The organism is Volucribacter psittacicida, from assembly GCF_004339025.1.
GTDB lineage: Bacteria > Pseudomonadota > Gammaproteobacteria > Enterobacterales > Pasteurellaceae > Volucribacter > Volucribacter psittacicida.
In genome coordinates this window covers 390,694-403,623 of record NZ_SMFT01000002.1, presented here as the reverse complement: position 1 = coordinate 403,623, position 12,930 = coordinate 390,694, and the positions used below count along the sequence as shown (strand labels likewise).

At 39.3% G+C, this 12,930-nt stretch carries 14 protein-coding genes and 1 other RNA gene; 7 read left to right on the top strand and 8 right to left on the bottom strand.

What is annotated here, in order from left to right:
* Window positions 1-2 precede the first annotated feature (2 nt).
* Genes ubiH through EV694_RS05215 form a run of 3 tightly spaced genes read right to left on the bottom strand, consistent with a single transcriptional unit; the run spans window position 3 to window position 3,075 of the window.
* On the bottom strand, window positions 3-1,211 hold the full coding sequence (ubiH, locus tag EV694_RS05225) for a 2-octaprenyl-6-methoxyphenyl hydroxylase (RefSeq protein ID WP_279386851.1): 1,209 nt from the start codon (window positions 1,209-1,211) through the stop codon (window positions 3-5).
* Window positions 1,208-2,503: a Xaa-Pro aminopeptidase gene (gene pepP / locus EV694_RS05220; protein ID WP_132690242.1), complete on the bottom strand. Its 1,296-nt coding sequence runs from the start codon at window positions 2,501-2,503 to the stop codon at window positions 1,208-1,210. Before pepP ends, ubiH begins: the two co-directional genes overlap by 4 nt.
* Before the next feature lie 14 nt (window positions 2,504-2,517).
* A complete protein-coding gene (locus EV694_RS05215; RefSeq protein ID WP_132690239.1) occupies window positions 2,518-3,075 on the bottom strand; it encodes a YecA/YgfB family protein in 558 nt (185 codons plus the stop codon).
* Window positions 3,076-3,202: 127 nt separating this feature from the next.
* Here EV694_RS05215 and EV694_RS05210 point away from each other — a divergent pair, with 127 nt between their 5' ends.
* From EV694_RS05210 to ruvX, 6 genes are all read left to right on the top strand, one after another.
* Window positions 3,203-3,514: a cell division protein ZapA gene (locus tag EV694_RS05210; protein WP_132690237.1), complete on the top strand. Its 312-nt coding sequence runs from the start codon at window positions 3,203-3,205 to the stop codon at window positions 3,512-3,514.
* A 72-nt stretch (window positions 3,515-3,586) separates the two neighbouring features.
* A non-coding RNA gene (gene ssrS, locus EV694_RS05205) (6S RNA) lies at window positions 3,587-3,770 on the top strand.
* 24 nt (window positions 3,771-3,794) lie between these two features.
* Window positions 3,795-4,352: a 5-formyltetrahydrofolate cyclo-ligase gene (locus tag EV694_RS05200; protein WP_132690234.1), complete on the top strand. Its 558-nt coding sequence runs from the start codon at window positions 3,795-3,797 to the stop codon at window positions 4,350-4,352.
* Between the two features lie 94 nt (window positions 4,353-4,446).
* Window positions 4,447-5,181: a 16S rRNA (uracil(1498)-N(3))-methyltransferase gene (rsmE, locus tag EV694_RS05195; protein WP_132690231.1), complete on the top strand. Its 735-nt coding sequence runs from the start codon at window positions 4,447-4,449 to the stop codon at window positions 5,179-5,181.
* Window positions 5,182-5,211: 30 nt separating this feature from the next.
* Window positions 5,212-5,769, top strand: coding sequence for a YqgE/AlgH family protein (locus EV694_RS05190; RefSeq protein ID WP_132690228.1), 558 nt, complete (start codon window positions 5,212-5,214; stop codon window positions 5,767-5,769).
* Window positions 5,769-6,188: a Holliday junction resolvase RuvX gene (ruvX, locus tag EV694_RS05185; protein ID WP_132690225.1), complete on the top strand. Its 420-nt coding sequence runs from the start codon at window positions 5,769-5,771 to the stop codon at window positions 6,186-6,188. Before EV694_RS05190 ends, ruvX begins: the two co-directional genes overlap by 1 nt.
* An 84-nt stretch (window positions 6,189-6,272) precedes the next feature.
* Here ruvX and eno read toward each other — a convergent pair whose 3' ends face one another.
* The 4 genes from eno to asd all read right to left on the bottom strand — a co-directional run bounded on the left by eno (window position 6,273) and on the right by asd (window position 11,012).
* Window positions 6,273-7,574: a phosphopyruvate hydratase gene (gene eno, locus EV694_RS05180; RefSeq protein ID WP_132690222.1), complete on the bottom strand. Its 1,302-nt coding sequence runs from the start codon at window positions 7,572-7,574 to the stop codon at window positions 6,273-6,275.
* 109 nt (window positions 7,575-7,683) lie between these two features.
* Window positions 7,684-9,312, bottom strand: a complete 1,629-nt coding sequence (pyrG, locus tag EV694_RS05175) for a glutamine hydrolyzing CTP synthase (RefSeq protein WP_132690219.1) — start codon at window positions 9,310-9,312, stop codon at window positions 7,684-7,686.
* A 161-nt stretch (window positions 9,313-9,473) separates the two neighbouring features.
* A complete protein-coding gene (bamJ, locus tag EV694_RS05170) occupies window positions 9,474-10,106 on the bottom strand; it encodes a BamJ family beta-barrel-assembly machinery protein (protein ID WP_132690216.1) in 633 nt (210 codons plus the stop codon).
* 27 nt (window positions 10,107-10,133) lie between these two features.
* A complete protein-coding gene (gene asd / locus EV694_RS05165) occupies window positions 10,134-11,012 on the bottom strand; it encodes an archaetidylserine decarboxylase (RefSeq protein WP_132690213.1) in 879 nt (292 codons plus the stop codon).
* Between the two features lie 282 nt (window positions 11,013-11,294).
* Here asd and EV694_RS05160 point away from each other — a divergent pair, with 282 nt between their 5' ends.
* Window positions 11,295-11,726, top strand: a complete 432-nt coding sequence (locus tag EV694_RS05160) for a Dps family protein (RefSeq protein WP_132690210.1) — start codon at window positions 11,295-11,297, stop codon at window positions 11,724-11,726.
* A 94-nt stretch (window positions 11,727-11,820) separates the two neighbouring features.
* On the opposite strand, the gene rluC is transcribed toward EV694_RS05160, so the two are convergent.
* Window positions 11,821-12,786, bottom strand: coding sequence for a 23S rRNA pseudouridine(955/2504/2580) synthase RluC (gene rluC / locus EV694_RS05155; RefSeq protein WP_132690207.1), 966 nt, complete (start codon window positions 12,784-12,786; stop codon window positions 11,821-11,823).
* Between the last annotated feature and the right edge of the window lie 144 nt (window positions 12,787-12,930).

The window sequence follows — 12,930 nt, the reverse complement described above, 5'->3', positions numbered from 1 at the left end:
AATTAGACCCACCCTAAGGTTAATTTTGCAAAATGTTGACGTAATAAGCGAGATTGTGCCAAGGTAAATAATCCAAGATTACGCCCGATTTTCATTGGCAATAATTCGTTAGCGAAAATGGATACTAAACTATCCGTAAGGTTGATGATATTGCCTTGATCCTGTTGGCGTTGTTGTTGGTAATGCAGTAACTGAGCATATTCGCCAATATCTTTGCCTTGTTTTTCGTTGTGTTGGATAGCGTCGCTTAATGCTAAAACATCTCTTATGGCTAAGTTAAAGCCCTGCCCAGCAATGGGGTGTAAGGTTTGAGCGGCATTTCCCACTAAAACCACTCTTGGTTGAATAGATTGTTCCGCTTTAACCAGTTTTAATGGGTAGGCAAAGCGTTGTCCGCATTGTTCTAATTTGCCTAATCGCCAGCCAAAGGCTTGTTGTAATTTGGCTAAAAAGGTTTGTTCAGGCAAGGATAATAAATCATCAATATGTTTTACACACCAAACTAAAGTCATTCGTTTCTGGTCTAAAGGCAATAATGCAATAGGTCCTTGCGAAGTAAAACGTTCAAAAGCCCGATATTGATGATCCTGTTGCGTTTGAATATTGGTGATGATTGCCGTTTGTTGATAATCTCGCAGGATAGTTTGAGGGATATGATTAAGCTGTGCCACTTTAGAAGGTACACCATCAGCCCCCACCAATAATTTTGCGGCTAAATGCTGATTTGATTTTAGGGTAACTTGAATCTGTTGCGGTAAATGGGTTACTTCAATAATTTCATCAGGACAAAAATAATCAATATTCCCTTGTTGTTGGATTTGCTCGAGTAGTAATTTGCCCACTTGATGTAAGGCTACCACTGCACCAAGTTGCTCTAAATGAAATTCTTTGGCATTAAATTGTAATATGCCTGCATTACCTTGATCGGAAACATGAATTTGTTTAATGGGGGTTGCAAAGGCTTGTATGGCTTGCCATAAGTTTGTATTGTGATCCTTTGTTTGACTTAAAGGGATTTGAGCAAAACGTTGGCAAGTACCTTGAGAAAGGGCAATACAACGTGCATCAAAACCTTGTTGCTGATGAAAATTCGGCACTTGCCGTTCAATCACCGCAATCTTTAATGGGCGTTGTGAATGATTAGCTAAGGCTAACGCTAAGGTTGCCCCTGTCATGGCTCCGCCATGGATAATCACATCATACACAGCTATGACTCCCTGTTCATTAATGCTTCAATATCTTCAATCTCTTTAGGGACTGCACTGGTTAGCACTTTATTACCATATTCCGTAATCACAATATTATCTTCAATACGCACACCTATACCACGATATTGTGCGGGAACATCCGCTTGTGCCGAAATATAAAGCCCCGGCTCAACGGTAAGCACCATACCCACTTCCAATGGGCGATCTCGATTGTCGCCATAATTGCCAACATCATGAACATCAAGCCCTAACCAATGCCCTAAACCGTGCATATAAAATTGACGATGGGCATTATTAGCAATGAGTTCATCAATATCGCCCTGCAAAATGCCTAATTCAATTAAGCCCGCAACTTTAATCCGAATAACTTCATCATTTGCCATTTTGATGGAATTTCCTGCCACTAATAATTCTATAGCACGTTTTTGTGCTTTTAACACCAAGTTATAAATGGCTTTTTGGGGTTCAGTAAAACGCCCATTAACCGGAAAAGTACGGGTAATATCCCCAGCATACATGGCAAACTCACAGCCGGCATCAATGAGTACAAGATTACCTTGTTTGAGCAGGCAATCATTTTCGCTGTAATGCAAAATACAAGCGTTATCACCACCCGCCACAATGGGATTATAGGAGGGAAAACGCGCCCCATGGCGGCTAAATTCGTGTAATAATTCACTTTCTATTTCATATTCAAAGCGATTAGGGCGAGTTTCTTGCATTGCCCGTAAATGTGCTAAGGCTGAAATTTGCCCAGCTTGTTGAATAAGGGCAATTTCTGCTTTGGATTTAATCACACGCATTTCATCTAACCAAGTTTGCCAACTTGATTGTTGGCTTGGTAATGATAAGGTTGCCAATAATTGATCCGCCCAAGAATGTAGCCCTTGATAATGATAAAGTGCGGTGGCTTTTGCCAAAATTTTAGGTAATTCGTTGGTAATATCCTCAATGGAAAAGGCTTGATCCATAGCGAGCTGTTCGGTTGCTCGTGCAACCCCTAATCGCCGTCCATGCCAAATTTCTAGTAGGGGATCGGAAGGACGTAAAAATAAAATTTGTTGGCTTTTTCCCGCTGATTTTTGTAACACCAACAATGCGTTAGGCTCATTAAAGCCAGTTAAATACCAGAAATAGCTGTCTTGACGAAAAGGATAACAGCAATCATTATTACGCCGTTTTTCTACTTCCGAGAACACCAATAAAACGCTATCATCAGGCATTTTTTCTAACAAGGTCATTCGGCGTTGAACAAATTCTTGTGGTGGTAACTGTGCTAAATAAGCCAAATCCATACTTCCCCCTTTATTTAATGTAATAATGGCTTCGCTTGGGATTGACGAGGGCGAAACTCAGCAAAAAATAAATTGGCTAAGGTACGCACATATTCACTAACCTCATCTAATGCTAAATTTAATTCTTCGGGATCATCATCTTCATCATAGGTTAAACGACAAATATCATTTAAATCTTGCAACGCCTCTTGAATATCTTGATTTTGATGTTGTTCTAAACGAGGTTGTGCTAATCCTAAGCCCAATAAAAAATGGTTTGCCCATTCTGATAAACTGTCCGCTTGTGCAAATACCGAATCACTCTCCACTAGCCAAAGTTGGAAATTAAAACCATCAATATCTGCCAAAAGGGCATAGGTTGTTTGATAAAGCGTATTGACTTCTTGTAATAACGTCTGTGGATAAGCCTGTCCGTCATTGGTAAATTGATATAATAAAGGTTGCCAACTTTGATCCGCCACACCGCCACAAATTAGCCCTGTCAAAAAACCTTGTAATTCCGTAGGAGAAAGGGGAACTCCTGCTTGTTTTAATGCTGTCGCAAATTGTTGATAGCTATTTTCTTTAGACATATTCTGTTCCTCAATAAAGGTTGGCGGATATTTTAGCACTCTTACCCCATTGCAACCAATAAATCTAGATTAAATAGTCCAAAAAATGGCATAATAGAGCAAAATCGTTGCTAGCGAGAAAATATTTATGTCATCAAAAAGCATTGAAATTACCATTTTTGGGCAAGCATTACGCCTAAGTTGTCCCGAAGAACAACACGAAGAATTACGTAGTGCTTCGCAATTTTTAGAAAATAAAGTTGCAGAATTAAAAGAACGTACAGGTATTGTACAACTCGAACGGCTACTTGCTATTGTTGGGTTAAACCTTAGTTTTGAACTTGCTCAAGAAAAACAAAAAAATCTTGCCATTGAAAATGTGTTACAAACACGTATTCAGCAACTGGATCATTCTTTGGATCATATTCTGACCCAACAAAATGCAAAATTGCACAATTAATATGATCTTAACCAAGATTTACGTCATTAAGACTAGATCCCTCGTTTAAATTGGGGTAGTATTGAGAACAAAGATTACCTAGGGTGTTCGTCAGTGGATTATGTCCCTGAGCCGATACTTAAAACATAATGAATCGGTTCTCTATTATTGGTGTGCAGGCTTAGCTAGACTAAGAAGCCTAAAAATAATAATAACTGATTCTCCTTGGACCATAGGGTTCAAGGACTGCTGTCCACAACGGCACTCTGGGGCCTTAATGGTTAAACCGCCTCGCTAAATTATGCAAACTCGCCAACAAATTCGTAACCAAATAAAAAAAACGCGTGAAAAACTGACCGCACTTCAACAAGCTCAGGCAGAAAAAAACATTACTCAGCAAGCCTTACAATTTATCACACAACAACAAGCCCATCATATTGCCCTTTATTTAAGCCATAAAGGCGAAATTTCCACCGCATTATTAATCCAAACCTTATGGCAACAACAAAAAAAGGTCTATTTGCCTGTACTTCACCCTTTTTGCCCTGGTCATTTATTGTTTCAACAATATTTGCCTAATACCCCTATGAACCGCAATAAATTTGGAATCCCCGAGCCTCAATTAGATTGTTCAACCCTGATCCCTTTTCAGCAACTTGATCTGATTTTTACTCCGCTTGTGGCTTTTGATTCGCAGGGAAATCGCTTAGGTATGGGCGGTGGGTTTTACGATCGCACCTTGGCAAATTGGCAACAAAAAAAAGTGCTCCCCATAGGATTGGCACACGCTTGTCAGCAGGTTTCCCATATTCCTATGCAAGACTGGGATATTCCCTTGTATAAAATTCTTGTGGCTTAACCGCAAGATTTATCATAAATAAGCAAAATTTCCCTTATTATTTCGCCTAACAATGTTAAGATAGGCGAGTTTTTACCAATAATGAATTTACAATATGAGAATACCACGCATTTATCAACCAACGCCCTTAATCAATCAAACCTCTTGCCTTCTCAATGACGATGCAGCCAATCACGTTGGACGCGTTTTGCGTATGCAAGTGGGAGAGAAACTTGAATTATTTGATGGCAGTAACCATATTTATCCAGCGGTTATTCAAGCAATAAACAAAAAGCAAGTTGAAGTGGCTATTTTGGAACAGCAATATGTTGATCGAGAATCTCATTTACCTATTCATCTTGGGCAAGTGATTTCACGAGGGGAACGCATGGAGTTTACCATTCAAAAATCCGTTGAATTAGGGGTAAAAGTCATTACGCCCTTATTGTCAGAACGTTGTGGAGTAAAGCTGCAAGCGGAAAGAATGGAAAAGAAAATCCAACAATGGCAAAAAATTGCCATAAGTGCTTGTGAACAATGTGGACGTAATTTCATCCCTGAAATTCGCCCCTTAATGAGCTTGCAAGATTGGTGTAAAGAGCAAGATGGCAGTTTAAAATTAAATTTGCACCCAAGAGCAACCTATTCCATTAAAACCTTACCAAGGATTCCCTGCCAAGGCATACGCCTGCTCATTGGCCCAGAGGGAGGATTATCAGAACAGGAAATCGCCTATACTGAGCAGCAACAATTTGCTCAAATTTTACTCGGTAAACGGGTATTACGCACCGAAACAACCGCATTAGTTGCTATTACCGCCTTACAAGTTTATTTTGGCGATTTAGGCTAAGCCATTCGCCTTAACCATTTAGGAAAGCAAATGAAATTAGATGATCATTTTTTAATCGCAATGCCACAAATAAACGATGAATATTTTTATCGTTCCGTCATTTATATGTGTGAACATAACGATCAAGGGAGTATGGGCTTAGTCTTAACCCAGCCTACCGATCTTAGCATTGCCGAATTAGTGGCAAAAATGAATTTTATGATGGCAAATCAGCGTCAATTTTCGCAAGATATGGTATTAGCAGGCGGCCCTGTCAATATTGAACATGGCTTTATTTTGCATACCAAAACCCATCAAGCCTTTCAACATAGCTATAAAATTACTGATCGCTTACAACTGACGACCTCAGGGGATATTATTGATACCTTTGGCACGCCGTTACAACCTGAAAAATATTTAGTAGCATTAGGTTGTGCCAGCTGGTCGCCAAATCAGTTAGAGCAAGAAATTGCTGAGGAGGCTTGGCTAGTTGTCCCAGCGAATGAACATATTTTATTTGATGTACCCTATGATCGGCGTTGGGTAGAAGCCATGCAAATATTGGGTATTCAACAAGGAAGCCTTTCCTATCAAGCAGGGCACGCCTAATGGGAAAAACAGTTATCGCCTTTGATTTTGGCACAAAAAGTATTGGCTGTGCGGTAGGGCAAAGTATTACCGGCACCGCTCAAGCCTTGCCAGCCTTTAAAGCCCAAGATGGGATTCCAAATTGGCAACAAATTGAACAATGCCTACAACAATGGCAACCTGATTTTGTGGTAGTTGGCTTACCTTTAAATATGGACGGCACAGAGCAAGACCTTACCTTACGAGCCAAAAAATTTGCCAATCGCCTGCATGGACGTTTTGGCATACAAGTAAAACTTCAAGATGAAAGGCTTACCACCACCCAAGCACGCAGTGAAATCTTTGAACGAGGCGGGTTTAAATCTCTCAAAAAAGGCAAAGTTGATGGCATTTCTGCTTGCCTTATTTTAGAAAGTTGGTTTAGTGAAAATTCAATCTAATCCTAATTTTATTCCTAAAAAATACAAAAAACCACCGCACTTTTGGTACGGTGGTTGATTGTTGTGATTAATCCATTCTTTAGATTAAGCTTGACCTTTCACTTCTTTTAAACCGTTGAAAGGGGCTTTATCGCCTAATGCTTCTTCAATACGAATTAATTGGTTATATTTTGCAACACGATCAGAACGGCTCATTGAACCAGTTTTGATTTGACCTGCCGCTGTACCTACTGCTAAATCAGCAATAGTGGCATCTTCTGTTTCACCTGAACGGTGAGAGATTACCGCAGTGTAACCTGCATCTTTTGCCATTTTGATTGCCGCTAAGGTTTCAGTTAATGAACCAATTTGGTTGAATTTAATCAAGATTGAGTTCGCAATACCTTTTTCAATCCCTTCTTTTAAGATTTTGGTATTAGTTACAAATAAATCATCGCCCACTAATTGGATTTTGTCGCCTAATACTTTAGTTTGATAAGCGAAGCCGTCCCAGTCAGATTCGTCTTGACCGTCTTCAATGGATTTAATTGGGTATTCTTCACATAATTTCTCTAAATAATGGGTAAATTCTTGTGATGTGAAAGATTTACCTTCGCCTTTTAATTCATATAAACCATTTTCTTTGTTATAGAATTCAGATGAGGCACAGTCCATCGCAAGGGTAACATCTTTACCTAAGACATAACCTGCTTTTTCTACCGCTTCTTTAATGCAAGCTAAGGCTTCTGCATTAGAAGATAAGTTCGGTGCAAAACCACCTTCATCACCAACAGCGGTGTTATAACCTTTAGATTTTAAAACTTTTGCAAGGTTATGGAATACTTCTGCACCAATGCGTACTGCTTCTTTTAATGTGCTTGCACCCACTGGTTGGATCATAAATTCTTGAATATCAACGTTGTTATCTGCGTGCTCACCACCATTGATAATGTTCATCATTGGTAATGGCATAGAATAAACACTCGGTGTGCCATTTAATTCTGCAATATAAGCATATAATGGTAAACCTTTTGAGGCTGCTGCCGCTTTTGCTGTCGCTAAAGACACTGCAAGGATTGCGTTAGCACCAAATTTTGATTTGTTATCTGTACCATCAAGATCAATCATAATTTGATCGATTTCAGCTTGTGCGGTACCCTCTTTACCCACTAAAGCATTGGCAATTTCATTATTGACAGCAGAAACCGCTTTTAATACCCCTTTACCTAAGAAACGTGCTTTATCGCCATCACGCAATTCTAAGGCTTCACGAGAACCTGTTGATGCACCAGATGGAGCAGCGGCTAAACCAACAAAGCCACCTTCTAAATGCACTTCTGCTTCCACTGTTGGGTTACCACGAGAATCGATAATTTCACGACCAATTACTTTAACGATTTTTGCCATTTTGTTTTCCTCTATGAGTTTAAAGTTAAAATAAATTCAGCATATACTAAATGGATTTTATCAAATTGTCTTGTAAAAAATCAGTTTTCTTGATCAAGATCGGGATTTTTTACTTCTTTTGATATTCTTTCGCCGCCTTTACAAACCCTGTGAATAATGGGTGTCCATCACGAGGGGTTGAGGTAAATTCTGGGTGGAATTGGCAAGCCACAAACCAAGGATGATTTGGCACTTCAATAATTTCCACCAATTTTTTATCCGCCGATAAACCTGTGACTTTTAATCCCGCTTTTTCAATTTGTGGGCGTAACACATTATTGACCTCGTAACGATGACGATGACGCTCTTCAATAGTTTCCGCACCATATAATTGACGGGCTAAACTGCCTTCGGCTAGATGACATACTTGTGCCCCCAATCGCATAGTACCGCCTAAATCAGACTCGGTAGAACGTGTTTCTACTTTGCCTTCGGCATCTTGCCATTCAGTAATTAAACCGATCACAGGTTGCGAACAAGTGCGGTCGAATTCTGAAGAATTTGCTTCGCTTAGCCCAGCTACATTGCGTGCGTATTCAATAAAAGCTACTTGCATACCTAAACAAATGCCTAAATAAGGAATATGATTTTCCCTTGCATATTGAGCGGTTTTAATCTTGCCCTCAACTCCACGATAACCAAAGCCACCTGGAACTAAAATACCGTCAAGATCTTTTAATAACTCGGTACCTTTTTTCTCTACGTCTTCTGAATCAATATATTTGATTGTTACCGCTAAACGGTTTTTCAGACCTGCGTGTTTTAAGGCTTCATTGACAGACTTATAGGCATCAGGCAATTCGGTATATTTTCCCACCATACCAATGGTTACTTCGCCTGTTGGGTTGGCTTCTTGATAAAGCACTTGTTCCCATTCTGATAAATCTGCCTCAGGGCAAGTTAAATGGAAACGATCACAAATAAACTGATCTAAGCCTTGCGATTTTAATAATGCTGGAATTTGATAGATAGAGCTGACATCTTTTAATGAAATCACTGCTCGCTCAGGCACATTACAAAATAAGGCGATTTTCGCTCGTTCATTTGGTGGGATCATACGATCGGAACGGCAAACTAAGACATCAGGTTGAATACCGATGGATAATAATTCTTTTACCGAATGTTGCGTTGGTTTGGTTTTCACTTCGCCTGCGGTTGGGATATATGGCACAAGGGTTAAGTGCATAAATAAGGTGCGTTCACGCCCGACTTGCACCGCTAATTGGCGTAAGGCTTCTAAGAAAGGTAAAGATTCTATATCGCCAACGGTGCCGCCCACTTCAACAATGGCGACATCATGCCCAGCGGCACCCTCGATCACTCTAGCTTTAATTTCATTAGTAATATGAGGAATAACTTGAATAGTTGCCCCTAAATAATCGCCACGACGCTCTTTACGCAATACCTCAGAGTAAATTTTACCTGTGGTAAAATTATTGCGTTTAGTCATTTTAGTGCGAATAAAACGTTCATAATGCCCTAAATCTAGATCGGTTTCCGCACCGTCTTGGGTAACAAAAACTTCACCATGTTGAGTTGGGCTCATTGTGCCTGGATCCACATTAATATAAGGATCAAGTTTCATCATGGTTACATTTAAACCACGTGCTTCTAAAATTGCTGCAAGAGAGGCTGCTGCAATGCCTTTACCAAGGGAAGATACGACACCGCCCGTCACAAAAATATAATTCGTTGCCATGTTGAAACCTAAATTTTATTGTGTTGATTTGAAGAAAAGTGAGATACCTAAGTATCAGGACGGGACAGTAGTTTACAGCAAAGCCAATATTATCTCAATCATTGAATGTGGATTTTCATAAAAAATTACCCCGATAAGCCAATGCTTAACGGGGCAAAAAATTAAAGAATATCCAGTAATTCTACTTCAAAAATCAAGGTACTAAACGGTGGAATGGAAGCACCAGCACCACGTTCGCCATAAGCTAATTGATGAGGAATGGTTAATTTCCATTTTGATCCCACTGGCATCATAGATAACGCCTCAATCCAACCAGCAATCACACCATTCACAGGAAACTCCGCAGGTTGTCCACGTTGCACAGAACTATCAAACACCGTACCATCAATTAATGAGCCTGTATAATGTACACGCACTTTATCTTGACGAGCAGGCACTTTTCCCTCGCCTGCCACTAACACCTCATATTGCAAGCCAGAATCCGTTTCTACCACATTCGCATTTTGCTTATTTTTCGCTAAATAATCTTTGCCTGCTTGCTCAATTTGGGCGAACTGTGCTTGACGTTGTTGCTCCGCCTCTTGATGTAACTGCTGTAAGGCTTGGGTGACGACATTAAAATCTAATGCAGGTGGATTTTGTTGTAAAGTATCAAAAACCCCTTTCGCTAATGCTGCCACATCAATTTGCAAACCGCTCTCCATTAACTGTGAGCCAATTTGTAAGCCGACACCATAACTGCCTTGTGCCTTAATATCCTCTAATTTGACTTGAGATAAAAATTGTTCTGTCATTTTGTTTTCCTTCTATTTTTCATCAAGTTATTGTTGATAAGCCATAATCTCGCCTACTTTTACAAAGCTATCTACCTGTAAATAGTCAGCTAACTGTACTGCCCCAGCAGGGAACAAATTGATAACGGTTGAACCTAACTGAAACGCCCCCATTTCTTGCCCTTTCTTCAATTCAATGGCTTGTTCGCCCTCATAATGCCAAGTTTTCACTTCTTTACTGCGTGGCGGATTGACCACACCACTCCAAACCGTGCTCATACTTGCGGTAATGGTTGCCCCCACCAAAATTTGCACCATCGTGCCAAAAGCGGTATCAAATACACAAATTAATCGCTCATTGCGTGCTAATAAGTTAGGAATATGCGTATTTAAAAAAGGATTGACCGAAAATAACTCCCCCGGTACATAAATCATCTTACGCAATTTACCATCACAAGGCATATGCACTCGATGATAATCTCTTGGCGATAAATAAGTTGTCACAAAATTGCCCTGTTTAAAGGTTTCCACTAAATCCTCATCTTCTGCCAATAAATCCTTTAATTGAAAGAAATGCCCTTTGGCTTGCAACAAAAGTCCCTCATCAATCTGCCCACATTGACTAATACGCCCATCAGCAGGCAAACAAAGTGCTTGAGGATCTTGATTAATTGGACGCGCATTGTCCGCTAAAGGACGAATAAAAAAGGCATTAAAGTTCTCATAATGATTAACCTGAGGAAATTTCGCCTCATTCATATTGATCTGATATTTCTTGATAAATGCTTTTATTCCCCATTGGGTCACAATGCCCCATTTTTGCTTGGCTAACCAACCGGCAAATTGGGTCAAATAAAGCTGCGGCATCACATATTGAAACGCAATTTTTACACGTTGCCAATAAGATAATTCGTTTTGTTTTGTCATATTATTTACCTTAACTTTTCTATCGGACTAAACGGCGGATTATAACAATTTCTTACTATTGTGAAAAATGCTAAATGTTTAGCTTATTCCTTGCGATAAAGTAAAAATGGTTATAACATAGACAGAAAATAGTTAATTATAGACAAAATCTTTCAAAAAAAAGGATTTTTAAAGTTATAACCTATCGTTATAATTGATTGCAAATAGAAGAGGACTTTCTATAATAAACCCACAAATTTAATAGGTATTCACTCACTTTAAATCATTTTGGAGGAGATAATTATGTCTAAAATCACAAAATTAAGAGAATTACACGCGTCCATTAAATCATTCACTTTTGAAATGCAAAAATACCATTGGACAATCAAAGGAAAAGGTTTTTATACCTTACATAAAGCCTTTGAAGAGCTTTATGATTGGGGCTTTGAGCAAGAAGATGAAATCGCTGAGCGTTTATTAATTATTGGCGAAAAACCTGTCCTTGCTTTACCACAAATCATCGAATTAAATAAAATTCGCGTATTAGAGGAAGCTGATTTGGTAGAAAGCAAAATGATCGATAATTTACGCGATGCTTTCGCCACATTATTAACCTTAGCAAGAGAAGCCCTTGTCTTATGCGAAGAGGAAGATGTCGGCACAGACGGCTTACTTTCTGACTTTATCGCCGATGTTGAAAAACGTGCTTGGATGTTGCGAGCTTACTTAGCCTAATTCAACCTTTGTTTCATTATTTGGTACCTTAAAAAGTGCGGTCGAAATATTTTTATTTTTGACCGCACTTTTCATTATCTATAGTCGTTTCAATTTATTTTCTTAACTGTGCCAAAACCTGCTTCATCTGTGAATCCAAAGGGGCTTGTAAATATAAAGTCTGCTCAGTTTTTGGGTGAGTTAAACGGATGGCTACCGCGTGTAAAAACAAACGTTTTAAACCAAGTGCGGTCAGTTTTTCATCAAAATTTTTATCCCCATATTTATCATCAAGAGCGATAGGATGCCCTGCATATTGGGTATGAACACGAATTTGATGAGTTCTCCCCGTAATTGGCGAGGCTTTGACTAAGGTGGCAAACTCGCCATAACGTTCTTCTATACTAAATCGAGTTTCTGAGGGTTTTCCTTGCTCGCTTACACGCACAATTCGCTCGCCACTGGCAAGCTCATTTTTCTTTAAAGGTGCATTGATCACTTTACAATGAGATTGCCATTGCCCACGCACTAAAGCAAGATAGTCTTTTTGAATATGTTTATCCCGTAATTGTTGATGTAAATGCCGTAATGCTGAGCGTTTTTTGGCGATCAACAAAATGCCCGAAGTATCACGATCTAAACGATGCACTAATTCTAAGTAACGCGATTCTGGACGTAAGGCTCGTAATGCCTCAATAACACCAAAATCTAAGCCACTACCGCCATGCACCGCCATACCTGAGGGCTTATTTAACACCAATAAACAATCATCTTCAAACACAATATGTTGCTCTAATTGAGCCACCTTACTGAGTTTATTAGAAATAGGAAGTGTATTTTTCTCAGGCATCTTGACAGGAGGGATACGGACTTCATCTCCTGCTTGTAACTTATATTCTGGTTTAATTCTTCCCTTATTTACCCGTACTTCCCCTTTACGCACAATCCGATAAATCAAACTTTTCGGCACGCCTTTCAGCTTTGCCAATAAATAGTTATCAATACGCTGCCCCGCTTCATCATCGTTAATTTTTAACAATTTGACGCTTTGGTTAATCCATTGAGGGTGAGAATTTGACATAGTTATCCTATTTTTACGCTGTATTTAAAAGCACTCATAATAGCATTGTTAAGGGGAAAAATCAGGAAATTGTGATTCTTTAGTCGTTCCATCTTGGCTTATTTAAACTGAAATGAGTATAAATAAGGCAATAACAACATTATT

Bases quoted from the DNA above. Each gene is read 5' to 3' on its own strand.
- pepP (WP_132690242.1), bottom strand. From the start codon at position 2,503: ATGGATTTGGCTTATTTAGCACAGTTACCACCACAAGAATTTGTTCAA.
- EV694_RS05215 (WP_132690239.1), bottom strand. From the start codon at position 3,075: ATGTCTAAAGAAAATAGCTATCAACAATTTGCGACAGCATTAAAACAA.
- EV694_RS05210 (WP_132690237.1), top strand. From the start codon at position 3,203: ATGTCATCAAAAAGCATTGAAATTACCATTTTTGGGCAAGCATTACGC.
- EV694_RS05200 (WP_132690234.1), top strand. From the start codon at position 3,795: ATGCAAACTCGCCAACAAATTCGTAACCAAATAAAAAAAACGCGTGAA.
- rsmE (WP_132690231.1), top strand. From the start codon at position 4,447: ATGAGAATACCACGCATTTATCAACCAACGCCCTTAATCAATCAAACC.
- EV694_RS05190 (WP_132690228.1), top strand. From the start codon at position 5,212: ATGAAATTAGATGATCATTTTTTAATCGCAATGCCACAAATAAACGAT.
- ruvX (WP_132690225.1), top strand. From the start codon at position 5,769: ATGGGAAAAACAGTTATCGCCTTTGATTTTGGCACAAAAAGTATTGGC.
- eno (WP_132690222.1), bottom strand. From the start codon at position 7,574: ATGGCAAAAATCGTTAAAGTAATTGGTCGTGAAATTATCGATTCTCGT.
- pyrG (WP_132690219.1), bottom strand. From the start codon at position 9,312: ATGGCAACGAATTATATTTTTGTGACGGGCGGTGTCGTATCTTCCCTT.
- bamJ (WP_132690216.1), bottom strand. From the start codon at position 10,106: ATGACAGAACAATTTTTATCTCAAGTCAAATTAGAGGATATTAAGGCA.
- asd (WP_132690213.1), bottom strand. From the start codon at position 11,012: ATGACAAAACAAAACGAATTATCTTATTGGCAACGTGTAAAAATTGCG.
- EV694_RS05160 (WP_132690210.1), top strand. From the start codon at position 11,295: ATGTCTAAAATCACAAAATTAAGAGAATTACACGCGTCCATTAAATCA.
- rluC (WP_132690207.1), bottom strand. From the start codon at position 12,786: ATGTCAAATTCTCACCCTCAATGGATTAACCAAAGCGTCAAATTGTTA.